The 23,246-nt window shown below is 73.9% G+C and carries 20 protein-coding genes and 1 tRNA gene; 12 read left to right on the forward strand and 9 right to left on the reverse strand.

Features of this window, described 5'->3' with window-relative positions; genetic code table 11:
- Positions 1-4: 4 nt before the first annotated feature.
- The 4 genes from BIV01_RS16520 to BIV01_RS16535 form a co-directional block, all read right to left on the reverse strand.
- A complete protein-coding gene (locus BIV01_RS16520; protein ID WP_071303540.1) occupies positions 5-445 on the reverse strand; it encodes a VOC family protein in 441 nt (146 codons plus the stop codon).
- 10 nt (positions 446-455) lie between these two features.
- The gene (locus tag BIV01_RS16525) at positions 456-1,781 is read right to left on the reverse strand and encodes a D-alanyl-D-alanine carboxypeptidase/D-alanyl-D-alanine-endopeptidase (protein WP_254791862.1); all 1,326 of its coding nucleotides are present in this window, start codon (positions 1,779-1,781) and stop codon (positions 456-458) included.
- Positions 1,782-1,883: 102 nt separating this feature from the next.
- Positions 1,884-2,378 (reverse strand): MarR family winged helix-turn-helix transcriptional regulator, encoded by a 495-nt coding sequence (locus BIV01_RS16530; protein WP_070416944.1) that lies wholly within the window; start codon positions 2,376-2,378, stop codon positions 1,884-1,886.
- Positions 2,379-2,438: 60 nt separating this feature from the next.
- Positions 2,439-3,341 (reverse strand): NADP-dependent oxidoreductase, encoded by a 903-nt coding sequence (locus BIV01_RS16535; RefSeq protein WP_071303542.1) that lies wholly within the window; start codon positions 3,339-3,341, stop codon positions 2,439-2,441.
- A gap of 160 nt (positions 3,342-3,501) precedes the next feature.
- Here BIV01_RS16535 and BIV01_RS16540 point away from each other — a divergent pair.
- A tRNA-Gln gene (locus BIV01_RS16540) sits at positions 3,502-3,573 on the forward strand.
- Between the two features lie 10 nt (positions 3,574-3,583).
- Here the strand turns inward: BIV01_RS16540 and BIV01_RS16545 are convergent.
- The gene (locus BIV01_RS16545; RefSeq protein WP_071303543.1) at positions 3,584-3,964 is read right to left on the reverse strand and encodes a nuclear transport factor 2 family protein; all 381 of its coding nucleotides are present in this window, start codon (positions 3,962-3,964) and stop codon (positions 3,584-3,586) included.
- A gap of 145 nt (positions 3,965-4,109) precedes the next feature.
- Between BIV01_RS16545 and BIV01_RS16550 the strand changes: the two genes are divergently transcribed.
- The 4 genes from BIV01_RS16550 to BIV01_RS16565 all read left to right on the forward strand — a co-directional run bounded on the left by BIV01_RS16550 (position 4,110) and on the right by BIV01_RS16565 (position 7,596).
- On the forward strand, positions 4,110-4,928 hold the full coding sequence (locus BIV01_RS16550) for an enoyl-CoA hydratase/isomerase family protein (protein ID WP_071303544.1): 819 nt from the start codon (positions 4,110-4,112) through the stop codon (positions 4,926-4,928).
- Positions 4,929-5,081: 153 nt separating this feature from the next.
- Positions 5,082-5,537, forward strand: a complete 456-nt coding sequence (locus BIV01_RS16555; RefSeq protein ID WP_254790778.1) for a MarR family winged helix-turn-helix transcriptional regulator — start codon at positions 5,082-5,084, stop codon at positions 5,535-5,537.
- Positions 5,534-6,307 (forward strand): SDR family oxidoreductase, encoded by a 774-nt coding sequence (locus BIV01_RS16560; protein ID WP_071303545.1) that lies wholly within the window; start codon positions 5,534-5,536, stop codon positions 6,305-6,307. The genes BIV01_RS16555 and BIV01_RS16560 overlap by 4 nt, the downstream gene beginning before the upstream one ends.
- 11 nt (positions 6,308-6,318) lie before the next feature.
- The gene (locus BIV01_RS16565; protein ID WP_071303546.1) at positions 6,319-7,596 is read left to right on the forward strand and encodes an FAD-binding oxidoreductase; all 1,278 of its coding nucleotides are present in this window, start codon (positions 6,319-6,321) and stop codon (positions 7,594-7,596) included.
- Here BIV01_RS16565 and BIV01_RS19990 read toward each other — a convergent pair.
- Complete coding sequence (locus tag BIV01_RS19990) at positions 7,589-8,419, reverse strand: helix-turn-helix transcriptional regulator (protein ID WP_175473757.1); 831 nt, start codon at positions 8,417-8,419, stop codon at positions 7,589-7,591. The genes BIV01_RS16565 and BIV01_RS19990 overlap by 8 nt on opposite strands.
- A gap of 150 nt (positions 8,420-8,569) precedes the next feature.
- On the opposite strand from BIV01_RS19990, the gene BIV01_RS16575 reads away from it, so the two are divergent.
- A complete protein-coding gene (locus tag BIV01_RS16575; protein ID WP_071295122.1) occupies positions 8,570-9,910 on the forward strand; it encodes an MBL fold metallo-hydrolase in 1,341 nt (446 codons plus the stop codon).
- Between the two features lie 42 nt (positions 9,911-9,952).
- Entirely contained in the window at positions 9,953-12,154 is a 2,202-nt protein-coding gene (locus BIV01_RS16580; RefSeq protein WP_071303547.1) for a helix-turn-helix domain-containing protein, read from the forward strand.
- 31 nt (positions 12,155-12,185) lie between these two features.
- Here BIV01_RS16580 and BIV01_RS19495 read toward each other — a convergent pair whose 3' ends face one another.
- Entirely contained in the window at positions 12,186-13,037 is an 852-nt protein-coding gene (locus BIV01_RS19495) for a helix-turn-helix domain-containing protein (RefSeq protein WP_071295124.1), read from the reverse strand.
- A gap of 121 nt (positions 13,038-13,158) precedes the next feature.
- Here BIV01_RS19495 and BIV01_RS16590 point away from each other — a divergent pair, with 121 nt between their 5' ends.
- The 4 genes from BIV01_RS16590 to BIV01_RS16605 are packed head-to-tail and all read left to right on the forward strand — an operon-like array spanning position 13,159 to position 20,266.
- Complete coding sequence (locus tag BIV01_RS16590; RefSeq protein WP_071303548.1) at positions 13,159-15,366, forward strand: helix-turn-helix domain-containing protein; 2,208 nt, start codon at positions 13,159-13,161, stop codon at positions 15,364-15,366.
- A 60-nt stretch (positions 15,367-15,426) separates the two neighbouring features.
- Complete coding sequence (locus BIV01_RS16595; RefSeq protein ID WP_071303549.1) at positions 15,427-16,170, forward strand: ABC transporter ATP-binding protein; 744 nt, start codon at positions 15,427-15,429, stop codon at positions 16,168-16,170.
- On the forward strand, positions 16,167-17,501 hold the full coding sequence (locus BIV01_RS19995; protein WP_071303550.1) for a hypothetical protein: 1,335 nt from the start codon (positions 16,167-16,169) through the stop codon (positions 17,499-17,501). The genes BIV01_RS16595 and BIV01_RS19995 overlap by 4 nt, the downstream gene beginning before the upstream one ends.
- 20 nt (positions 17,502-17,521) lie before the next feature.
- Complete coding sequence (locus tag BIV01_RS16605) at positions 17,522-20,266, forward strand: ATP-binding protein (RefSeq protein ID WP_175473758.1); 2,745 nt, start codon at positions 17,522-17,524, stop codon at positions 20,264-20,266.
- A gap of 16 nt (positions 20,267-20,282) precedes the next feature.
- Here BIV01_RS16605 and BIV01_RS16610 read toward each other — a convergent pair whose 3' ends face one another.
- Positions 20,283-21,158 carry a helix-turn-helix domain-containing protein gene (locus tag BIV01_RS16610; RefSeq protein ID WP_071303551.1) on the reverse strand — a complete coding sequence of 292 codons (876 nt, stop codon included), beginning with the start codon at positions 21,156-21,158 and terminating at the stop codon, positions 20,283-20,285.
- 182 nt (positions 21,159-21,340) lie between these two features.
- On the opposite strand from BIV01_RS16610, the gene BIV01_RS16615 reads away from it, so the two are divergent.
- Positions 21,341-21,889: an MmyB family transcriptional regulator gene (locus BIV01_RS16615; RefSeq protein WP_139199477.1), complete on the forward strand. Its 549-nt coding sequence runs from the start codon at positions 21,341-21,343 to the stop codon at positions 21,887-21,889.
- A 96-nt stretch (positions 21,890-21,985) separates the two neighbouring features.
- On the opposite strand, the gene BIV01_RS16620 is transcribed toward BIV01_RS16615, so the two are convergent.
- Positions 21,986-23,020 (reverse strand): zinc-binding alcohol dehydrogenase family protein, encoded by a 1,035-nt coding sequence (locus BIV01_RS16620; protein ID WP_071303553.1) that lies wholly within the window; start codon positions 23,018-23,020, stop codon positions 21,986-21,988.
- Positions 23,021-23,246 lie beyond the last annotated feature (226 nt).

Here is a 23,246-nt window from a genome sequence, read left to right on the forward strand (position 1 = left end):
GGGTCTACTCGACTGGCTTCGCGTCCTCGGGGGCCCCGCCGCCGGGGTTCGCGACGACCTCCCACAGGTGTCCGTCCGGGTCCTGGAAGAACCCGGACCACATGCCCCACGGGCGTGTGTACGGCGGCGCGAGCATCGTCGCACCGGCGGCCCGCGCGCGGTCGAGGAACGCCTCGGCGTCGGCCTGGCTGTCCACGAAGTGCCCGATCGTGCTGCTCGGCGCGGTCGCGAGGGCGACCCCGGAGTCCTTCGCCATGTCGTCGCGGCCGTACACGCTGACGATGAGTCCGTCGTCGAGCGTGAACATCGCCGTGGTGCCGCCCGCCTCGGTGTCGGTCGCGGGGTACTCGGTGCCGATCACCCCGCTGCCGTCGATCCCGAGCAGGGCGCGGTAGAACTCCGCCGAGCGTGCGACGTCGGCGACGGCCAGGGTGATCGCGTGCATGGGCCGGAGGCTACCCCCGCAGCACCGGAGCGTGTCCGCCGCACCGCCACAACGCCGCTGCCAGGGCGTCGATCTCCTTCCGGGCGCCCGGGTCGCTCGTGCCCTCGGCGAAGACCGTGAACACGACGCGGTCCCCGCCGACCTCGTCGGTCACCCCGGTCAGGCCGTACATGTCGTCGAGCGTCCCGGTCTTGCCGCGGACGTGCCCGCGGGCGTCCGCCGCGGCACCGGTGAAGCGGCCGTCGTCGCCGAGCGTGCCCGTCCGTCCCGCGACCGCGAGCCCGGCGTCGACCGGACCGAGGCCGTCCTGCTTCGCAGCGACGGCGCGCATCAGCGTGGTGAGCGCCGAGGCGGGTACCCGGTTGTCGGGGCTGAGGCCCGAGCCGTCGACGAGGCGCAAGCCTCCGGTCGGCACCCCGTAGCGCACCAGGGCCTTCGTGCTCCCGGCCTGCACGGCGTCGAAGGAGCGGCCGGCACCCTCGGCGATGGCGACGTGGCGGGCGAGCACCTCGGCGAGGGTGTCGTCGGAGTCCGTGAGCAGCATCCCGACCAGTTCCGACACCGTCGCCGACCGCACGGTCCCGAGCACCTGCGCGCCGGACGGCGCCGGCACCGAGGTCGTGTCCACCCGGACGTCCGGCCCGAGGAGTGCCGCGAACGCCGTCGCAGCGCGCCCGACCGCCCCGGCGCTCCGCAGCGAGTACGACTCGGTCGGGTCGTCGCGGTCGCCGTCGACCATGAGCGACGTGATGTTCGAGACGCTGCCGCTGGTCCGGGCGCTCTCCGGCCAGCTCGGGTGCCACGCCGGCCCGTCGAACAGGCTGGTGTCGACCTGCACCGAGGTCACCGGCTGCCCTGCACGAGCTTCGAGCACCTGCCGCGCGAGGTCGTCGAGGTGCGGTGCGTGCGGGTAGACGCTGTCCTGACCGGACGGCAGCCGGCTCAGGGTCGGGTCACCGCCGCCGACCAGCACGACCGCGCCCGGATCGGTGCCGGCGACGACCCGGGTCGTGAACCGGTGGTCGGGTCCCAGCGCGGACACCGCCGCGGCTGCCGTGACGACCTTCATCGTGCTGCCGGTCTGCGTCGGCTCGTCACCACGGTGCGTCAGGACCGTCTTCCCCGTCCGGACCGATCGCGCGTCGAGGAACAGCGCACCGTGGTGCCAGCGGGCGGCGAGGTCGTCCGCGGTGCAGAGCTCGCCCGCCGCCTTCGCCTGGCGCTGCGCACCGATGGCCGAGGTCGTGGCCGTGATGCCCGCCGCCAGCAGCAGGAGCACCAGCACGAAGAGCAGGGTGGAGCGGCGGTGACGGATGAGGGCGCGGAGTCTGGGCACGTCGATCATCGTCGCCGGAGCCGGCTTCGTCGCACATCGACCCGACGACCGAAGCCCGGCCCGTGGACTCGGCCGAACGGATGAAGCCGCGCGGCGGTCGGGTCAGTCGCCGAGCCCGAGGATGAGGCGTCGGAGCAACCCCGACAGCTGGTCCTGCTCGGTGTCGGACACCCCCGCGAGGATGGCCCGCTCGGCGGCGAGCAGGTCCGCGATCGCGGCGTCGACCGCTGCGCGCCCGTCGGCGGTCAACGACACGAGGATGCCCCGGCCGTCCTTCGGGTCGGTCCGACGCGCGACGAGCCCGCGGGCAGCCAGCCGGTCCACCCGGTTCGTCATCGTGCCGCTCGACACCAGCGTCTGCTGGAGGAGCGTCTTCGGGCTCAGCTCGTACGGCTCACCCGCCCGCCGCAGTGCCGACAGGACGTCGAACTCCCACGGCTCGACGTCGCTCGCGTCGAACGCCGCCCGTCGTGCACGGTCGAGGTGTCGGGCGAGCCGGTCGACGCGGGACAGGACCTCGAGCGGGCCGAAGTCCAGGTCGGCGCGCTCGCGACCCCACGCCGCGACGATGCGGTCGACCTCGTCCTCCTGCGGCATCCCACCATCTTGGCGGAAGCAGGGGCTGCACGGCCAGCCGCCGCGGCCCGTGCCCGGGGATCAGTCGAACGCGAGCACGATCTTGTCCCGGGTCTCGCCCGACTCGAGGAGCCGGTGCGCCTCGCGGGCTTCCCGGACCGGCAGCGTCAGGCGTCGCTTGAGGCGGAGCGCTCCGGACGCGAGCAACGGCATCGTGACCGCCAGCGCGTCCGGCGCACGGTCGGGGCTCGGGTGGGACAGGAGCGCTCCGGACGAGGCGACCTCCGGGCCCCCGACGAGGGTGACGACCCTGCCGGGGTCACCGACCACGGACACCGCCTCGGCCAGGCCGCCGCGACCGGCCGCGTCGATGACCGCGTCCACCGTCGTGTCGACGTGGTCGAAGACACCGGGACCGGACGCGACGAACTCGCCGCCGAGGTCGCGGACGAGCGCGGCATCGGGTTCCCTCGCGACGCCGATCACCCGGATGCCCCGGGTCCGCGCCAGTTGCACGACCATGCTCCCGACCGCGCCGGCGGCACCGAGCACGACGAGCGTCCCTCCGGGCTCGATCCCGACGGCGCGCATCGTGCCGACGGCGGCGTCGGCCGAGGCGGGCAAGGCGGCCGCGGCGTCCCACGGCACCGAAGCGGGCTTCGGGTACCAGACCGGGGTGGCGACGAGCTCGCCGTACCCGCCCTGGGCCGGCAACAGCGCGGCGACCTCGTCCCCGACGCGCGCATCGGCCCCGGCTCCGACCTCCTCCACGACACCGGCCGCCTCGAATCCCAGGACGTCGCCGGGGCGCTGCGGGAAGACCGACGTGAGGTTGCCGGCGCGGATGTGCAGGTCGGTCGGGCCGACCGCCGCCGTCCGGACACGGAGGAGGACCTCGCCCGGCCGGACCACCGGCGGCTGCACTGAGCGCCACTGCAGGACCTCCGGACCTCCGAAGGCTGAGATCACGATCGCGTTCGACATGGTGCTTCCGTTCCTGTGGCCGGCGAGGACTGCTTCCCCGTCCCTGCACCGTAGGCAGTTCTCGGGAGGCCGAGCGTGTCCATGGCGCGGACACCCTGCCCAGGAGTGCGCCGTCGGACTCGTCGGTCGTGGGAGGATGGCCGGGCGCCTCCGTGCGCGTTCCGCCTTGGTGTAATGGCAGCACGACGGCCTTTGGTGCCGTTAGGTCCGGGTTCGAATCCTGGAGGCGGAGCTCGGCTCGATCAGAACATCGTGTTCGCGTTGGCCGCTTGCTCCGGTACCTGCTGCATCACGTCCCAGTGCTCGACGATGCGTCCGTCCTCGAGCCGCCACACGTCCGCGACGGCCATGCCGCGGTCGCCCGGTGCGAGGTGGAACGCACTGTGGGTGACGACGAGGTCGCCCTCGGCGACGGTCCGCTTGACGTCCACGTGGAGTCCGGGGAACCGTGTGCGCATGGAGTGCACGTAGGCGATGAATGCCTCCGCACCGTCAGGGGCCGAGGGGTTGTGCTGCACGTAGCTCGTGCCGAGGGCGCGCGATGCCGCGGCCTCGGGCTCGCCGTCGTTGAACGACTGCGTGTAGAAGCCCACCACGGTCTCGGTGTTCTCGGCGGTCGACATGGGTGTTCCTCTCCGCGATGCGCCCTCTGCGTTCCGCTGACCAGATCTTCGCCGGTCGCGCGGCCCGGCAGCCTGCCCCCGACCGGGACACGCTCCCGGGCCGTCGCCTCCGTACGGTCGCTGGCACCAACCGAACGGAGATCCGATGCCCGCTGTGCAGTTCACCCGCGAGTCACCCGAGGTCGGACGCGTGGTCGTCTCCGATCCACCCGTCGGCCTGATGACGGGGGCGACCGTTCACGGCCTGGCCGACGTCGTCGCGGGGCTCGCGGGCGACTCGGACCTCAAGGTGCTCGTCTTCGAGAGCAGCACCGACGACTTCTTCCTCAACCACTTCGACCTCGCGCGGATCGACGACTTCCCCGGAGGTGCGGCCTGGCTCGATCTCGTCGTCGCGCTGTCGGAGGCCCGGTACATCACGATCGCGGTGATCCGTGGGCGCACGCGCGGCGGCGGCAACGAGCTCGCGCTCGCACTGGATCTGCGGTACGCGAGCCGGCAGCGCGCCCGCTTCGGACAGCCCGAGGTCGGCACGGCGGTCGTCCCTGGTGGTGGCGGGACGGAGCGACTACCCCGTCAGATCGGACGTGACCGCGCGCTGGAGGTCATCCTGACCAGCGCGGACTACGACGCAGACACCGCCGAGCGCTGGGGGTGGGTGACGCGTGCGCTCGACGACGACCAGCTCGACGAGTACGTGGCCGGCGTCATCGGGCGCCTCGCTTCCTTCGACGGCGACGCGCTCGCGACCGCGAAGGCGATGGTCAACCGTGCCACCCTCCCGCCGAAGGCCGACCTCGAGTCCGCCTACCGCACCTTCGAGGAACGCGTGGCGAGCCCGTCGTACCGCGCACGGGCGGCGGCCGGTGCTGCGCGTCTCGACGACGACCAGCTGCTCGCCCTGGAACTCGAACTCGGTGAGTTCATCGGAGCGGCCGCTCGACGTCGGGTCGCCGACGCGTGAGACGGCGGACGGGAGGCGCGGTGCGGGCCCGACCCGCGCCTCCCGTCCGATCTGCGGTCGTGACGGGAATACCTGACGCGTCAGGTAGTTGTAGCCGCTGTGCAACAGCGACTGAGCGAGCGACAACTGGCCACGTGGCAACGGCTCCAGGTGGTGACGGAGCGGCTGCGCCGCCGTGTCGGCGCCGACCTGCGCGACGGAGCCGACCTGTCGGAGGCGGAGTTCACGGTGCTCGCGCACCTGGTCGACATGGGCGGCGACGCCCGGCCGACGACGTGCGCCGCAGCGATCGGCTGGGACTCCAGTCGCCTCGCCCACCAGCTGCGCCGGCTCGAGCGACGAGGACTGGTCGAACGGCGCGGAGGCCTCCGGGACGCGCGCGGATCGTCGATCGTGATCACCGACTCCGGGCGGTCCGCCCACCGGGCCGCCGTCGGGTCGCACCTCCGTGCTGCGGCGACGTGGTTCGGCGACGCGCTCGACGACGCAGCACTGGCAGGGCTCGACGGCGCACTGCGCGCGCTCGAGGAGCACATGCGCCGATTGGACGGCGACGGACCGGACGACGGACGTCCGGAAGCAGACGAACACGAGGAGCACGGACGATGAGCACCATCGACACATGGACGACACCCACTGCGGACCTGACAGGACGGACGGTCGTCGTGGTCGGCGGCAGCGGCGGCGTGGGGGAGGGCGTGGTCCGGTCGATGCTCGCCGCGGGCGCGACCGTGATCGCGACCGGACGGGACGTCGCGCGACTCGATGCCGTCGCGGCACGGCTCGCGACGGCCGGGCTCCCCGGCACCCTGCACACGAGGGTGCTCGACGCGATGAACCCCGGGCTGGACGACGACGTGACCGCGATGGCGCAGGAGTTCGGGGCGTTCGACGGGGTGGTCGTGTCGCTCGCATCCTGGGGCGACCAGGGCCGGAAGCCGGCGCTGGCGCTCGACGACGACGAGTGGCAGCGCCTGCTGGACGGCAACCTGACGAGTGTCTTCCGGGTCTTCCGGGCGTTCCTGCCGCGGATCACCGGGACCGGAGTGCTCATGCAGTTGAACGGCATGAGCGCGGACATCCCGTTCCCCGGGAGTGCCGGGGTCGCGCTGAGCGCCGCGGCGACGAAGTCCCTCTCCCTGACGCTGGACGCCGAGCTCGGCGGACGCGGTCCACGCGTCGCGCAGCTCGTGCTCGGGGTGGTCCGGACCCGCGCCCGGCAGGCCGCCGGGATCGACGACCCGCGGTGGATCGACGCGACCCAGGTCGGCGACCACGTCGCGCACCTGGTCGCCGGGAGCAGCCCGCTCGCCCGCACCGCCCTGCAGTACTTCACCGATCGAGCCGAGGGCCCGCGTCCCGGGTCCACCGTGCGCTGAACCGAGGAACCATGGACATCGTCCGACCCAGCGACACCGGGTACGCCGCACTGCAGCACGTCTACTCGAGCACCGGCCGACCGGGATCGATCCTGCTCCCGCGCACGACGACCGAGGTCGCCGAGGCGCTCGCGATCGTGCGCGCGTCGGGGCGCCCGTTCGCGGTGCGCAGCGGCGGGCACGGCATCAGCAGCATCGCCACCAACACCGGTGGCGACGTGATCGACCTCCGTGCCCTCGCGTCCGTCGAGCCCCGGGGAGGCCGGTCGGTCCGCATCGGGCCCGGCGCGCGCTGGGGCGCCGTGGCGTGGGCGCTCGCCCCGCACGGCCTCGCGATCAGCTCCGGCGATTCCGGTGACGTCGGGGTCGGCGGTCTCGCCACGACCGGTGGCATCGGCCTGATGGGCCGTGCGCACGGCCTCACCATCGACCGCCTGCGAGGCGCGGAGATCGTCACGGCGGACGGGACCGCACGGCGCGTCTCCGGCGACGAGGAACCAGACCTGTTCTGGGCGATCCGTGGCGCCGGCGCGAACTTCGGGATCGTCACGGCGTTCGACTTCGAGGCCTCGGAGACCGCCGACGTCGTGCAGACCACCGCGGTGTACCAGCCGATCGACCTCGCTGCGTTCCTGCAAGCCTGGGGCCGGACGGTGGAGACCGCGGCGCGTCCGGTGTCAGCCTTCCTCTACCTGGGGGCGGGGCCGACGCCGTTCGCGCAGGCGACCATCGTGTACGCCGGCGACGACCTGGAGGCGGCGGCCCCGGAGATCGAACGCTTCCTGCGGATCCCGGGCCTGGCCGGGCAGCGGGCCGCCGTGACGCCGTACGCGGCGGTACCGCTGACGAGCGGTGCGCCGCACACCGGGCAGCAGCGTGCTGCCACCCACACCGGGCTGGCCGTGCACCTCGACCAAGACCTGTCCGACCGGATCGCGGTGTTGCTCCGCAGCGCCGGCGTGGACATGGTCCAGATCCGCTCGGTCGGCGGCGCGATCAACGACGTCGACCCGGCGGCGACCGCCTACGCGCACCGGCACCAGAACTTCTCGGTGACTGCGGTGTCGGTCCGGGGCGGCGACGCGTTCCACGACGCGTGGGAGTCCGTGCACCCTCGGATGGACGGCATGTACCTGAGCTTCGAGACCGATCACGCACCGAGCGCCGTGGCCGAGGCGTTCCCGCCGGCGACGCTCGCGCGGCTGCGGGACCTCAAGGCCCGGTGGGACCCCGACGACCTGTTCGACCAGAACTTCGACGTGTCGCGGACATCCGCGGAGCTCAGCTGAGGGCGACGGCGCCCGCGATGCGGTCCGCGAGGTCCGCGAGCGCGGCGGCGCTGTCGGACCCCGGCACGGCGTGGTACGCGCAGAGCAGGTACCCCGGTGTGTTCGGGACCACGAACGTCTGGTGGCGGAGCGTGATCTGTCCGTACCCGTCGACCGAGGGCCGGACATCCCCGTCGTAGTACGGGTCGACCTCGTGGCGCTCCCAGAGCCGGCGGAACACCGGGTCCGCCTCGGCGAGCCTCGCCGCGGTCTCGTGGAGCCGGGGGTCGTACGGGTGCCCGTAGAACCGCATGCGGCGTGCGGTCCGGTCGGCGAGCGCCGGCCAGGTCGGCAGCGCTCGGACCTCCGGGAAGGTGAAGACCACCTCGGGGATGCTCCTGCCGACCTCGAGCCCGAGCGGGACCACCCAACGCGCGAGGGCGTTCGAGAGCACGACCTCGTGGCGGGAGTTGATGATGTACGCGGGTGTGTTCGGCCAGGAGTCGAGGATGGCGGACATCGCCTCGATCGAGACCGCGGCCTCGGCCGCCGCCACGTCCAGCGGCTGCACCGTGCTGAGCCGCAGCAGGTGCTGGACGCCGGCATCGTCGAGCCGCAGTGCCCGGGCCAACGCGTGGAGGACCTGTTCGGACGGTGCGCGGTCGCGACCCTGCTCCAGCCGCAGGTAGTACTCCTGGCTGATCCCCGCGAGCCCGGCGACCTCGTCGCGACGGAGCCCCGGGACCCGGCGGCGCGTGTGCGACCGTACGTCGACGTCCTCGGGGCGGGTCGCCGCCCGACGCGCTCGGAGGTAGTCGCCGAGCGGTGTCCCTGTCGCGATCACGACCCGTCCTCCCTCCCTGCCGGCGCGTCCGGCGCCGTGGTTCCTCCATCCTGGCGCAGTCCCGGTCCCGGGATGCGCCAGGTGTCCCCGACGGGGACACCCTCGCGCCTGCTCGGACCCGTACCGTCGGCGCAGTGCGAAGGGAGTGCCGTGCACGATCCACCGGTCCGCCGGGCGCACGTCACCGTCGCCGCCCGTTTCGACTGCTCGCCGAGCGCGACGTGGTCCCGCTTCGTCGACTTCGCCGACGGGCACGTCGGTCCCGACGGTGCGACCGAGCTCCTCGCGCCCGGTACGAGTCGCTGGATCCGGCGGCTCCCTGGCGACCTGGGCGTCGTCGAGGAGCGTTCCCGCACCGAGGACGGCGTCGTCGCCTATCGCGCTCGCGTCCCCGGCGGTTCGGCGGTCGACGACGTGGACGGCGTCGTCCGCGTGTCCCAGGAGGCAGAGGGGAGCCTCGTCACGTGGACGACCGAGGCGGTCACCGCCCCGTCCGCGTCCGAGCGCGAGCGCGTCCGGCAGTGGCTGGCGGATCGGCTCCGGACCGCGGGGGGCACGGTCCTCGCCCCCCTCACCATGGACGTGTGGCTCGGCGGCTACCGGGACGTCGCCCGCACCGGTCTCGACGGCACGGGCACCGCGACGTGGTCGCCCACGACGGCGACCCTGGTCTCCGGCGAACACGACGCCGTCCTCGTCGACGCCCTGATGACGGCGGACGAGGCCGACGCCCTGGTCGAGTGGATCCGAGGCAGCGGGAAACGGCTCCGGACCGTCGTGGTCACCCAGGGCCAGGCAGACCACTTCTTCGGCCTCGGTCGCGTCCTGCGGGCGTTCCCCGACGCGGTCGCGACGGCCGTCGCCGACGTCGCCACGCGTGCGCTCGACCAGACGGCGCCCGCACACCGTTCCCGGTGGGAGTCGTTGTTCCCCGGACGGCTCCCCGGATCCCTCACCGCTCCGACCCCCGACCCGGCCGGGGTCGTCGACCTCGAGGGCCATGCACTGCAGCTGTTCGACGTGGGACGGATCGGCGACCGGCCGACGAGCCTGGTGTCGGTCCGGCACCTCGACGCGGTGATCGGCGGCGACCTCGTCTACAACCGCGTGCACCCGTGGCTCGTCGGCACGGACGCGGATTCCCGACGGAGCTGGGCACGGGCACTCGACCTCGTCGAGGCGCTGCGTCCGGCATGGGTGATCGCGAGTCACCGGCACCCGGCTTCCCGTTCCGACGCCGCTCGACCGCAGGTCGCCGCGCTCCGCAGGTACCTCGGCGACGTCGAGACGGTGCTCGCGGACCACGGTGATGCCGGTGGGTTCGTCGGTGAGATGCTCCGGCGGTGGCCGCGGTTCGGCAACCGATCGACGCTGGAGGCCTCCGCGGTGGCCCTGTACACGATGGGCCCCCCGCCATCGGAGGCCGAGTTGCCGGACCTGCTCCCGCGTCGTCCGCAGGACGAGGCGGACGAGCCGACGGACCTCGTCTGAGACGCGACTCAGGTTACGCTGTCCCCGACCGGGAGGAGCGTCGTGGGCGACACGGACCTCGCAGCGCGGCTCCGGACACTCCGGCTCGCAGCCGGCATGACGCTCGAGACCCTCGCGGAACGATCGGGCGTGAGCGTCCGGGGCATCAGCGACATCGAGCGCGGCCGCAGTCGCCACCCGCAGCCCCGCACGATCGAGGCGCTGGTCTCCGGACTCGGGCTCGACGACGCGGCACGCCGATGGCTCCGGGCGCCGCTGGTGGGCGCGGGGCCGGACACCGGACGCACCGATTTCCGCCCGCCGCGCGTGGCGGACTTCACCGGGCGCTCGGGTGAACTCGACCGGCTCGTCGCGGACCTCGACCGGCCGTCGGGCCCGCCGGTCGTCGTCGTCTCCGGACCACCCGGCATCGGGAAGACCGCGCTCGTGACGGAGGCGATCGGACGAGCGTCCGCCGCCGAGCGCCGCGTGTTCGTGGACCTCGCCGGACACGGCCGACCGGCGACGACCGCGTTGGAGGTGCTCCAACGCGTCCTCCGACAGTGCGACCCGGACGATCCGCCCGGCACGTTGGCGGCAGCGAGGGCGCGGTGGTCGGAGCTGTGCTCGGCTGAACGGGTGCTGGTGCACCTCGACAACGTCTCAGGCGAGGACCAGGTCCGACCCGTGCTCGTCGAAGGACGGTCGACCGTCGTCGCGACCTCGCGTCGGACGCTCGCGGGTCTCGACGCGGACCGGATCGTCCTCGACGTGCTCGGACCGGAGGACGGTCGTCGCCTGCTCGAACGCATCGTGCCGGCCGAGCAGCGCGATCCTGCTGCGGTCGACGAGCTCATCGCGCTGTGCGACGGATTCCCCCTCGCGCTCCGCGTCGCCGCCAACCGCATCGCGAGCCGTCCGGCCACGAGCGTGGCGGACCTCGTCGCCCGCATGCGGTCGACCGATCGCCGACTCACGCTGCTCGTGGCCGGCGATGTCTCGGTCGCGGCGGCGATCGCGGTTTCCTACGACGACCTCGACCCGGCGACGGCCGCCGTGTTCCGGGCGACCGCGGCACTCGACGGCGTCACGTTCGGCGCCGACGTCGTCGCGGCGGCGGTCGGCGCGAGCCCAGACGAGACGGAGGCCCGACTCGAGGGACTGGTCGACCTCGGCCTGGTCGAACCCCGGGGCACGCGGTACCGCGTGCACGACATCATCCGGCTGTTCGCGCTCGAGCGGCTCCGCGAAGACGCCCGGACCGAGGCAGCTGCACGCGAGCGGCTCACCCGGTGGTTGCTCGACCGGCTCCTCGCGGCCGGGTCCGCGTTCGTGGTGCCCGGCCGTGCCCCCGTCGCACAACCGGACGCCGATCAGGACATCGCCCGCGACTGGATCATCGGAGAGGTCGACCACTGGTGGCCGGCCTTCCGTCGGGCCGCCGCGCTCGGGTGGCACGAGATCGTGGTCGCACTCACGACCGTGCTGCAGTGGTTCGGGAACCTCTGGCCGGACTGGGGACGGTGGTACGAGCTCGACCTCGTGGCACAGCGAGCAGCGGACGAGCTCGCGGACGATGCCGCGCGTTCACGAGTGGCGGGACATCTCGCCTGGGCCGCGCACGTCGAACGAGCCGACCACGGACTGGCCACGCAGCACGCGGACGAGGCGCTCGCCGCGGCGGAACGTACCGGTGCCGTCGATCTGATCGCATGGGGGCACTACCACGTCGCCTGGAGCGCACTCGACCGCGGGGATCCGGTCACCGCCGAAGTACACGCACTCGCTGCGGTCGCGGGGTTCGAGAGCGAGGACGACCCGGTCTTCCTGCACCAGGCGCGGGGCATGTTGGGCCTCGCCCTGCAGGCACAGGGTCGGTACGACGAAGCGGTCGCCGCGCTCCGAGCGGCGGTCGACGGCATCGTGGAGGGGCTCGACCCCGTCGACGAACGCGTTCGGTACGCGCAGGCGCTGGCCCGCGCGGCGCTCGCCACCACGCTCCTCGAGTCCGGTGCGCCGAGCGAAGCGCTCGACGTCCTCGACGCCGGGCTCCGGACGCTGCCGGACGACACCGGGACGTCCATCGGGCTGCTGCTCCGTTCGCGGGCGGCGGTGCTGGTGGAGCTCGGACGACCCACCGAGGCGCTGGCCGACGTGGACCGCGCGCTCCGTGCCTTGCCGGCACGCGTTCGTCCCGCCCGCCTGGACGCCCTGCAACGGGAGTTGGCGGCGCTCCGCGACTCGCTCACCGGCCCGAGCGGCTGAGGGCCCGCGGGACGAGGGCGTCGCCCGGCGGTCAGACCTCGACGGCGCGTCGTCCAGGAGCGGTCGTGACCTCGTCTCGCAGCGCCGCCAGCGCCCGCGCACCGTCCGTGCCGTCCGCCGCGTGGAAGGCGGTGAGCACGTACCGCTGCGGGCCCGGGACCTCGAGCGTCTGGCACGTGAGGGTCACCCGGCCGTGGCCGTGCACGTCCTGGTCGATCGAGCCGTTGAGGTACGGGCGGGCGTCGTGCCGTGCCCAGAGCCGCCGGAAATCCGGGTCCCGGACGGACAGGGTGCCGATGATCTCCTGCAGCCGCCGATCGCGGGGATCGCTCCCGTACCGCAGCGTCGCCGCGGTCCGGGCGGCGGCCTCCGGCCAGTCCTCCATCACCGCGCGGCCGAACGGCGAGAACACCGCCAGCGGCAGGTTCACCCCGGGTGTCAGCCCGCCGCCCGTCATCGCCCGTGCCAGCGGGTTCACGACCAGGACGTCCTGGTTGCCGTCCATGATGTACGCCGGCGTCCCGGTCCACTGGTCGAGGAGGCCGCTCAGCGTGTCCATGACGCGAGCCGGCGTCGTGTGGTCGTCGGAACGAGCCTCGCCGGTCTGGATCCGGACGAGGCGGTCCATGTGGTCCACCGCGTCCTGGTCCAGGCGGAGCGCACGGCCGAGGGCGTGCAGCACCTGGTCCGACGGTTGGCGGTCGCGGCCCTGCTCGAGTCGGAGGTAGTACTCCTGACTGATCCCGGCGCGGCGGGCCACCTCGTCCCGTCGCAGCCCGACGACCCGCCTCGGCGTCGACGACACGATGCCGACGTCCTGCGGCTGCACGAGTGCTCGTCGTGCGCGGAGGTACTCACCCAGAGGCGTGATCGCAGTCGGCATGGCATCGCTCCCGCTCGTCCTCGCTGCACCGTCGTGAACGGTGCTGCATGATGTCGGGTACCAGCCCACCAGGCACCCGGCGTCGGCACCATGCAGAACGCAGGCAGGAATCGAGGAGCACGTGCAGGAACGACCCGACGGCGAGCTCCTCCGGCGGCTGCGCACCACGGCGGGCCGGACGCTGGCCGACCTCGCCGACGCCGCCCACGTCGGCGTGCGGACCCTCAGCGACATCGAGCGAGGGGTCGCGCGGCGCCCGCAGCGCGCGACGATCGAGGCGATCGCGGCGGCACTCGGCGTGACGTCGGCAGAACGGGACGCGCTGCTGTCGATCGGTCGGGCCCGTCCGTCGACGCCGGCGAGCGCCCCGGACCTCGTCGGCGACTTCACCGGACGCGACCGCGAACTCGGCAGGGTGCTCGACCGCCTCCGGGGCGCACACACGGGAGCGGTGATCGTGTCCGGCGGCCCCGGTGTCGGCAAGAGCACCTTCGCTGCCGAGGCGCTCCGCGTCCGCGGTGTCCCGTGGATCCACGTCGACCTCGGTGGGCAGACAGCCGCCCCGCTGTCGGCGCTCGACGTCCTCCGCCGTCTCGTCTCCCTCGCCACCGACGGCGCGGAAGAGGCACCGGCGGTCTTCGACGCGGCGGCAGCACGGTGGCGCGAACTCAGCGCCGACCACCGGCACGCGGTCCTGCTCGACGATGCCGGCAGCGAGGCGCAGGTGCGTCCGGTGGTCGACGCGGCGGGACCGGGGGTGCCGGTGGTCGTGACGAGCCGGAGTCCGCTGGCCGGACTCGACGCCGGACTCCGCCTCCAGGTCGAGCCGATGCCGCTCGCCGATGGCCTCGCGTTGCTCGAGCGGATCGTGCCCGACGCGGCGAGCGAGCCGGCCCTGGCGGCGGTGGCCGAGCACTGCGCGGGGATCCCGCTGGCGCTGCGGATCGCCGGGAGCCGCATCGCGGCACGGACGGACGACGTCGACGGCTTCCTCGGTGCCATGCGCGCCGAGGAGCAACGGCTCGGCGCCCTCCGGCACGGTGACCGCTCGGTCGAGGCCGCGTTCGCCGTCTCCTACGAGCGGCTCCCGTCCGTCACGGCGCAGGTGTTCCGCTCGCTCGCGGTGATCGACGGGACGAGCTTCGATGCACGGACCGGCGGCGCTCCCCTCGGACTCGACGACGTGACCGCCGAGGACGCCCTCGAGGAGTTGGTGGACCTCGGTCTCGTCGAGCCACGCGGTGGGAACCGGTACCACGTGCATGACCTGCTCCGGGCGTTCGGCGCCGATCGGATCGACGCCGAGGACGGTCCCGGCGCGTCCCGTGCGCTGCGGGAGCGACTGCACCGGTCGGTCCTCTCGTCCCTCGATCGAGCGGCACGGCGGTTCGCTCCCGAGTCCGCCCGCCGTGACCAGGCCGATCCGGAGTTCGCCGACCCGGCAGCGGCGAAGCGGTGGATCACCGGTGAGGTCGACCACTGGTGGGCGGCGTTCCGCGCCGCGGTGTCGGACGGGCTGCACGGCGACGTGATCCGGACCGCGGCCGGTCTCGAGTGGTTCTCCAACCTGTGGCCGGCATGGGGGCACTGGTACGAGCTGTTCGGCGACGCGGTCGACGCCGCGCACGCGGCCGACGACCGAGCGTCGGCAGCGCGGCTCCTCGGTCTGCAGACGTGGGCTGCCCTCATGGAGCGCGGCGACCGGACCGGTGCGCTCGAGCTCGCCACGAGGGGTCTGGCGGACGCCCGTGCGGCAGACGACGACGCCGTGTCCGCGAGCGCCGAGTACCACGTTGCGTGGGCACACCTGGCGCTCCGACAGCCGGAGCTCGCGCTGCCGCACATCGACGCCGCGATCGACGGGAACACGAGGACCGGGGACGACGCCGCGCTCGTCCAGTGTCGCTCGATGGCGGGCGCAGCACTCCACCTGCTCGGCCGGCACGCCGAGGCGATCGCGTCCTTCCGAGCGGTCCTCCGCGACCTCGAGCGGGTCGGGGAGGGCGACCCAGGGGCGGTGTTCACCCGGGTGGTCGCGCTGGAGGAGATCGCGAAGTCGGCCAACGCGCTGGGGCGATGGGACGACGCCCGGGACGCGGCGGACGCGGGGTTCGGTGCGGCGTCGGCGCTGTCGTGGGACACGGGTGCTGCTCGCGCGCTCCGACAGCGTGCCGAGGCGCTGCTCGGTTCCGGGGAGGCCGATGGAGCCCGACGCGACGCCGAGCGGGGGATCGCCCTGGTCGACGCCGATCGGGCGGACGCCCAGGCGGGTGCGGTGCTCGGCGAGCTCCGCGCGCTGCTCGAGCGGATCGACGGCCGCGCGCCCTGAGCGGAGCCTGTCCCCGGCAGAGACAGGCGCACGGCCTTCCTCGCTGGCTAGCCTGCGACGGTGCAGCGAGACCCTGATGACCGACCCATCGTGCGCGCCCGCGACGTCGAGCACGCCTATCCCGGTCGCGCGGCCGAGCCGGTCCTGCGCGGGGTGTCGCTCGACGTCCAGCGCGGCGAGATGCTGGCGGTCGTCGGCCCGAGCGGCTCCGGCAAGAGCACGCTGCTCGCGTGCCTGTCGGGTCTGGAACGCCCGCTCCGGGGCACCGTGGAGATCGACGGCACCGACATCGGCCCGCTCTCGCGGCAGCGGTCGGCCCGGTTCCGACGCGGTCGGGTCGGCTTCGTCTTCCAGTCGTACAACCTGCTCCCGGCACTCACCGCCCGGGAGAACGTGGCGCTGCCGGCACGCCTGGCGAAACGCCCCGCTGATCGCCGGACGGTCGACGCCGCCCTGGACGCCGTCGGCATGCTCGACTCCGCACACCGGTACCCGGATTCGATGTCCGGCGGACAGCAGCAGCGCGTGGCGATCGCCCGGACGCTCGTCGCACGGCCGCAGGTGGTGTTCGCCGACGAACCGACCGGGGCGCTCGACACGGTGGCCGGCGGCGCGGTGCTCGACCTGCTGCGGCACACCGCCTCGGGGCAGCGTTCGGTCGTCATGGTGACGCACGACCTCGCGGCCGCGGCGCGGGCCGACCGCGCGATCGTCCTGCGGGACGGCGTCGTCCACGCGGAGCTGGTCGCACCGGACGTCGACGCGCTCTTCGACTCGATCGAGCGTGCGTCGGTACGCGCATGATCCTCGTCCGCCTGGCGACAGCCGATCTCCGCACGTCGTGGCGCGTCTGGGCCGGCCTGTGCGCGGTGTCCGCGGTCGCCGCACTGGCCGGCAGCGTCCCCGGTGTGCTCGTGGTCGGCGGCCTGCGGACACCCGGGGTCCGGGGGCTGGCGCTGCTGTCGATCGCGGGCACGACCGCCGCGTTCGGGCTCATCGCGATCCTCGTGGTGGTGTCCGCCGTGGTGCGGCTCACCGCGGGGCTCCTGGAGCGGACGTACGCCCTCTGGCAGCTGGCCGGCGTCACTCCTCGAGGGGTCCGTGTGACCGTGCTCGTCCAGACCGCACTCGTCGCCGTGCTCGGCGCCGTGGTCGGAGCGGCCGCGGCTGGCGTCGTCGTCCCGGCCGCCGTCGACGCCGCCCTGGCCGGAGCCTCCGGACTCGACGGGGTCCGGGTGGCCGCTTCCTGGGCCGAGGCCGTCGTCGTCGTCGGGGTGACGGTCACCGCCGCGGTCGTCGCCGGGCTCTCGGGGAGCCGCCGCGCCGCCACGACCCCGCCGCTGCTCGGTGTCGGACCGGGTGTGCGCGGACGTCGACCGCCGATCCTCCGTGCCTTGGTCGCGGCACTGCTGACGGCGCTCGCGGCGAGCATGCTCGCCGGACTCCCGGCGTCCGTACCGGACGGCGCGGCGTCGGCACTCCTCATCGGTCCGGTGCTGGTCGCGGCGGTCGCCGTCCTCGGCAGGTCGGTCGGTGCACCCGTCGTCCGGCTCTGGACGGCGGCGGTGCCGGCGAGCGCGTCGGTGTCCTTCGCTCTCGCGCGCGCAGCTGTCCGGCGGGCTGCGGCTCGGAGCGACACGACGCTCGCGGCGCTCCTGGTGGCCGTGGCCCTGCCCACGGCGCTCGTCGGGGGTCAGCGGACGGCGGCGACAGCGATCGGAGACGACGCGACCAGGAGCGGCTCAGCGGTGACGACCGTCCTCGTCCTCAGCGGCCCGGTCCTGCTCGCCGCCGTCGGGGCCGCGGCGACGGCGGCGATGGCGGCTCGGGACCGCGCGCAGGAGCGCGAGCAGCTCCTGGCCGTCGGCGCGACCCCGGCCCTGCCGGTGGCCGTCGCGGCACTCGAGGGTGTCGTCCTCGGGGTGAGCGGCACGCTCATCGCCGCGGCCACCGTGGGCGTCTCCGTCATCGCGGAGTGGGCGGTGCTCGTCGGGCGGTACCCGTCGACCAGGCCGATCGTCCCCGTCGCGGTCCTGGTGGCGATCGGCGCGCTGTGCACGGCTCTCGTCGTGCTGTCGTCCCTCCTGCCGGCCGTGCCGGGGCGGACACGGAGGAGGACCTCGCCGGGCGACTGACGGCAACGTATGCTCACACCGTGCCCGAACGCGCCTCGCAACTGGTCGGCCGCGACGCCGAACTCCTCGTCCTGGCCGGTGCCCTGGACCACGCCCGGCGGGGGCACGGTACCGCGGTCCTGGTCGACGGCGATCCCGGCATCGGCAAGAGCGCCTTGCTCGAGACCGTCGCCGCGGACGCCACCGCGGACGTCCGGTTCGTCCTCCGTGCCCGTGGGGTGCGCAGCGGGACCGAGATCCCGTTCGGCGGCCTGCACGAACTGCTCCACCCACTCCTGCCCTTCGCGGCTGCCCTCCCCGATCGTCAGGCTTCGGCCCTCGACGTCGCCTTCGGCCGTCGTGACGGACCGGCCCCCGACCGGCTCCTGCTCGGCATCGCCGTGCTCGGGCTGCTCGAGGAGGCGAGCAGCCACGGGACCGTGGTGGCACTCGTCGACGATCTGCACTGGACGGACCGGACCTCGCTCGAGGCGCTCGTCTTCGTCGCATCGCGGGTCCGCGGACTCCCCGTCCTCCTCGTCGCGACGACCCGGAGCGGTACCCCTGTCGGTGACCACGAGGACGCGTTCCCGACCGTGCTCCACGTCGGTCCGCTCGACGACGCCGCGGCGGACCGGCTGCTCACCGACGTCGCGGACCACCTGCCGACCGGGGAACGGGCACGGGTGCGTCGGGAGTCGTACGGCAACCCGCTCGCCCTGCTCGAGTTCTCCGCGCCCGTCGCCGGCACCGCGCGCGGACCACTGTCCGAACGCATGTCCGCCCGACTCGAGCGGACGTTCCTCGCCGGTGTCCTGCTGCTCCCGGAGACGACCCAGCGGGCGTTGCTCGTCGCGGTCGCCGGAGAGGACGCCACCGCTCGGGAGCTCGAGCAGGCACTCGTGGGGGTCGGACTCGGCGCGGGCGAGTTGGCGACCCTCGAGCGCGAGGGTCTGCTGCGGCGTGACGGCGACCGGTTCGTGCCACGGCACCCGCTGGTGGGGTCGGCGCACTACGACGCCGCCGATCCGATCCGTCGGCGCGAGGTCCACCACGCCCTGGCACTGGCGGTCCGTTCGCCCAGTCGCCGTGCGATCCACCGGGCCGAGGCGACGACCGGCCTCGACGAGGCGGTCGCCGCCGAACTCGACGCCGTGGCGAGTGCTGCGCTCCGGCAAGGCGCCCCCGCCGAGGCGGCATCGGCGTGGCGGCGAGCCGCCGACCTCTCGCCCGACCCGACCCAGCAGGCGAACCGGTTGGTGGAGGCCGCCGAGGCAGCCCGACGCGCCGGCGCCTCGGGTGAGGCGTCCGCCTTGCTCGAACGTGCCAAGCCGCTCACCGATCTGTCGGACGGCCGCGCACAGCACCGGTTCGCGCGCGCGGAGTGGATGCTGAGCATGACCGCGGACCACCGCGGTCGGACGGCCGAGGAGCTCGTGGCGTTCGCGACGACCCGGGCAGATCCGACCGAGCGTGCCGAGGTCCTGCTGTGGGCGGCGGCGAAGTGCTACATCCACCAGGAGGCGGACGCCGTCCGAGCGCTCGTGGCCGACACGGTGGAGGACGTCGACCACGCTCCGGGCGGACGCGGGGACGCCGACGACGCGGTGCTCGCCGAGGTGGCACTCGCCCTCGTCCGTCCCGGGCAGCGTCTCGACGAGCGCACCGTGGACCGGTTCCTCGCCCGTGCACAGGCGACCGACGGCGTCATCGTGAACTGCCTGGCGTTCGCCGCCGAGGAGTCCGGCGACATGGCCACGTCGGACCGGTGCTGGACCGCTGGCGTCCGGCTGTTCCACGACGCGGCACGCACGAGCGACGAGACCACCGCTCTGTGTGGACGTGCCTCACCCCGCGTCACGGCGGGCCACCTCACCGACGGACTCGCCGACGCCGATCGCGCGGAGCGTCTCAGCCGCGAGCTCGACCTCCCGGTGGTCGCCGGGATGGCGCTCTCCGAGGCGGCGCGGGCCCTCGTGCGCGCCGGGGACACGGCCACGGCCCGGACACGACTCGCGGCCCTGGACGAGATCCCGGTGGCCGGCGCCTTCGCGCGCATCGTCGCGACCGCCGCGTGGGCGGCAGCACTCATCGCCGTCGACGAGGGACGCCACGAGGACGCCGTGGCACACCATGTGCGCACGCGGGCGAACGGCGCGGTGGCGCTGTGGGCGGGCGCCGACGTGGTCGAGTCGGCGGTCCGCGCGGGCGACACCGACTCGGTCCGCGCCTGGCTGACGGACGCCGCCGCGGCGGCCGCCACGACCGGCTCGCCGCACCTCGCGCTGCTCGTCGAGCGGACGCGCGGTCTCCTGGCACCGGACGATGAGACGGCCCTCGGGCACCTCGCCGCGGCGGTCGACCTCGGTTCGGCGATCGACACACCGTTCGACCTCGCGGTCGCGCGACTGCACCTGGGTGAACGGCTGCGGCGCGTCCGCCGGATCGTCGATGCACGTCAGCACCTGTCCGAGGCGGCCCGGCTGTTCGACCGCATCGGCGCCCGCAACTGGGCCGCGCGCGCCGCGTCCGAACTCCGGGCGACCGGTGGACAGTCGACGGACCGGACGTCGACGGACCGGGCGCCGGCTCGACTCCTCACCGCGCAGGAGCTCCTCGTGTCGCGCATGGCGGCGACCGGGCGCACCAACAAGGAGATCGCGGACGAGGTCTACCTCTCGCACCGGACGGTCGCGGCGCACCTGTCCCGGGCGTTCACGAAGCTCGGCATCAGCAGACGGTCCCAGCTGGCCGGTGCGCTGCGGCCCTCGGACCGTTCCGACTGAGGGCGCGAGCAGACGGTCACGCCACGCGTCCGACCTCGCTGGCGGCCGAGTGAGCGCCGAGACCGCGGCGCATCGCGGTGAACCGCTGCAACGCCAGGGCCGCCGCCGTCCCCGGTTCGGCGGTCAGGGTCATCACCGACCGCCCGCTGCCGCCCGGAACGGCCAGCGAGTGGCACGTGAGCTCGACCGGTTCGGCGGTGCCGAGTCGGATCCGAGCGACCCACGTGACCTGCTGCTCGACGTCGTGCCGGGCCCACAGCTCTCGGAAGGTCGCGTCCCGGATCGCCAGGGTCCCGACGACCTCGCGGTGACGGGCGTTCCTCGGATCACCGTGGAACCGCAGGTTGGCGACCGCCCGTCGGGCGTCGTCCTCCCAGTCGATGACCTCGGCGCGCGCGCGGTCGGTGAACAGGTGGAACAGGAAGTTCGTCCCTGGCAGCAGCCGCGGCCTGATCGCCCGGGCCAACGTGTTCGATGCCAGGACGTCCTGCTCGGCGCTCATGAGCATCGCGGGCACGCCGGACAGCCCGTCGACGAGCTCGAGCAGTGCGGGCTCGACCGGTGCGGGCGGTCCCGCCCCGTCGTCGGTGGTGCTCCCGGTCGGGCCGCCCTCGTCGAGTCGGGCGAGCCGGTGCATGTGCTCGAGCGCGACGTCGTCGAGGCGCAGGGCCCGCACGATCGCGCCGAGCACCTGGTGCGAGGGCCTCCGGTCCCGGCCCTGCTCGAGCCGGAGGTAGTACTCCTGGCTGATCCCGGCCAGTCCCGCCACCTCGCTGCGGCGGAGTCCCGGCACCCGCCGGGCCCGTGAGGAGTCGATGCCAACGTCGGCCGGTCGGACGAGGGCCCGGCGTGCGCGGAGGTACTCGCCGAGGAAGGAGGTCTGAGCGGGCATCGTGTCTCCCGGGTCGTGGCGAGCGTTCCCGGGACGTCCGGCAACCGTGCTCCACGTTGCCGCTGGTCGTCCCCTCCGGGCATCGGTCGAATGACCACATGTCGGCGGCTCGACCGGATCGCGCCGATGGTGTCCCCGCCGGGGACACGATGCCGTCGACGACCGGGCCGTACGCTCCGTCCGTGAGCACGGACGACGGGGTCGACCACCCACGAGCACTGCTCGGCAGGCTCGTGCTGCCGTGGCGGACGGTCCCCGCGGTCGTCTACGACCGACACCTGACCGTCCGGGTGGCGAACGCGTTGGCCGGGGCCGTGCACCCGACGTTCCGGTCCGGTGCGAACCTCGCGCGGGCGACGTTCCTGCGGCCTGAGGGCGACGAGGCCTTCCGCGCGTCGTCGGAGACGGCGGAGGCGGTGCCGCTCGGCGCCCGCGTCGTCGCGGAGCTGCGGCGCTCCCTCGACGAGCACGAGGAGGACCGCGGGTACGTCGAACTGGTCGGGGAGCTCGCGGCCCGGAGCGAGGCCTTCGCTCGACTCTGGGCTGGGCCGGACGCTGCGGATCCGGACGGGGTCGTCGGTTTCGACAACCCCGTGGTCGGTCACCTGGCCCTCGCCTACCACCGGTTCGCGGTGCCCGGCCCGGACGGCGACACGCTGCTGCTGTGGCGTGGTGCGGACGAGCCGTCCGCCCGCCGCCTCTCGAGCCTCGCCGACAGCCTCGCCGACTGACAGCCTCGCCGACTGACAGTCCCCGCCGCGGCCACCCCACCCGGCCCGGCTGACCGGTCCCGTCCGGCCGGCCGGACCCGGCCCACCGCACACGCCTCAGCGCGCGACGACGACCTTTCCGATCGCGGTCCCGCCCGCCACCTGACGGTGCGCCTCGCGGAGGCCGGCCGGGTCGAGCCCCCGGACGACCGACGTCGCGGTGGTCCGCACGCGACCCGCGTCCACGAGGTCCGCCAGCGCATCGAGGAGCAGGCCCTGCTCGCCCATGTCCGGCGTCCCGAACGCCGATCGGGTGAACATGAGCTCCCAGTGCCAGGCGATCGACTTCCGCTTGAGCGGGTAGAGGTCGAGTCCGCGCGGGTCGTCGATCGCGGTGATCTGGCCGAACGGGCGGACCAGATCGGCGAAGGCGGTGACGTTGCCCGCCGAGTGCGCGGTGAAGACGTAGTCGACCCCGTCCGGCGCGACCGCCCGCACGCCGCCGACGAGGTCGTGGTGGTCCACGACGTGGTCGGCTCCCATCGACGACACCCAGTCGCGGCTCTCGGAGCGGCCGGCGGTCCCGAGCACCGTGAGGCCGGTGCGCGCCTTCGCGAGCTGGACGAGCACCGACCCGACACCGCCGGGTGCTCCGACGACGAGCAGGGTGCCGGTACTCGACTCCGTCAGGCGGAACCGGTCGAACAGCGTCTCCCAGGCGGTGATCCCCGTGAGCGGGAGCGCCGCGGCCTCGGCGTGGTCCAGCGTCGCGGGGCGGCGACCGACGAGGCGTTCGTCGACGAGGTGCAGCTCGGCGTTCGTCCCCGGGCGGTCGAGGGTGCCGGCGTACCACACGGCGTCACCGACGGAGAACCGGGTGACCTCCGAGCCGACCGCCTCGACGACGCCGGAGGCGTCCCAGCCCAGTTGCTTCGTCCCGGACCGCAGGCCCTGCCGGGTCTTCGTGTCCACCGGGTTCACCGACACCGCCTCGACCCGGACGAGCAGGTCGCGCGGGCGGATCGGGTGGAGGGGGACGTCGCGGACGACGAACGCGTCCTCGTCGCGGACCGAGCGTCCGCCCTGGGCGAGGAACGCACGGGTCGTGGTCGGGACGTCCCGTCCGGTTCGGTGTGTGGCGGTGTCGGTCATGGCGGTCCTCCGTGCGGGTCGCGTCGGCGGGTGACCGACCGGAGGCGCGGATCGCCTCGTGCTGGCACGGTACGTCCGCACGTGGCCGGTCGGCGTGGCTCCGTCGGGGACACACTCGCGCCGCCTGTCCCTGCGAGGGGATGGTCCTCGGGGGGACACGTGCGGAGCACCCCACCGGCCGTAGCGTCCTCGGTGTCGCGACGACGTGACCCCGACCGAGGAGACC

Origin of the sequence: Curtobacterium sp. MCBA15_013 (genome assembly GCF_001865095.1) — a bacterium.
Classification (GTDB): Bacteria; Actinomycetota; Actinomycetes; order Actinomycetales; family Microbacteriaceae; genus Curtobacterium.

Bases quoted from the DNA above. Each gene is read 5' to 3' on its own strand.
- BIV01_RS16520 (WP_071303540.1), bottom strand. From the start codon at position 445: ATGCACGCGATCACCCTGGCCGTCGCCGACGTCGCACGCTCGGCGGAG.
- BIV01_RS16530 (WP_070416944.1), bottom strand. From the start codon at position 2,378: ATGCCGCAGGAGGACGAGGTCGACCGCATCGTCGCGGCGTGGGGTCGC.
- BIV01_RS16535 (WP_071303542.1), bottom strand. From the start codon at position 3,341: ATGTCGAACGCGATCGTGATCTCAGCCTTCGGAGGTCCGGAGGTCCTG.
- BIV01_RS16545 (WP_071303543.1), bottom strand. From the start codon at position 3,964: ATGTCGACCGCCGAGAACACCGAGACCGTGGTGGGCTTCTACACGCAG.
- BIV01_RS16550 (WP_071303544.1), top strand. From the start codon at position 4,110: ATGCCCGCTGTGCAGTTCACCCGCGAGTCACCCGAGGTCGGACGCGTG.
- BIV01_RS16560 (WP_071303545.1), top strand. From the start codon at position 5,534: ATGAGCACCATCGACACATGGACGACACCCACTGCGGACCTGACAGGA.
- BIV01_RS16565 (WP_071303546.1), top strand. From the start codon at position 6,319: ATGGACATCGTCCGACCCAGCGACACCGGGTACGCCGCACTGCAGCAC.
- BIV01_RS19495 (WP_071295124.1), bottom strand. From the start codon at position 13,037: ATGCCGACTGCGATCACGCCTCTGGGTGAGTACCTCCGCGCACGACGA.
- BIV01_RS19995 (WP_071303550.1), top strand. From the start codon at position 16,167: ATGATCCTCGTCCGCCTGGCGACAGCCGATCTCCGCACGTCGTGGCGC.
- BIV01_RS16610 (WP_071303551.1), bottom strand. From the start codon at position 21,158: ATGCCCGCTCAGACCTCCTTCCTCGGCGAGTACCTCCGCGCACGCCGG.
- BIV01_RS16620 (WP_071303553.1), bottom strand. From the start codon at position 23,020: ATGACCGACACCGCCACACACCGAACCGGACGGGACGTCCCGACCACG.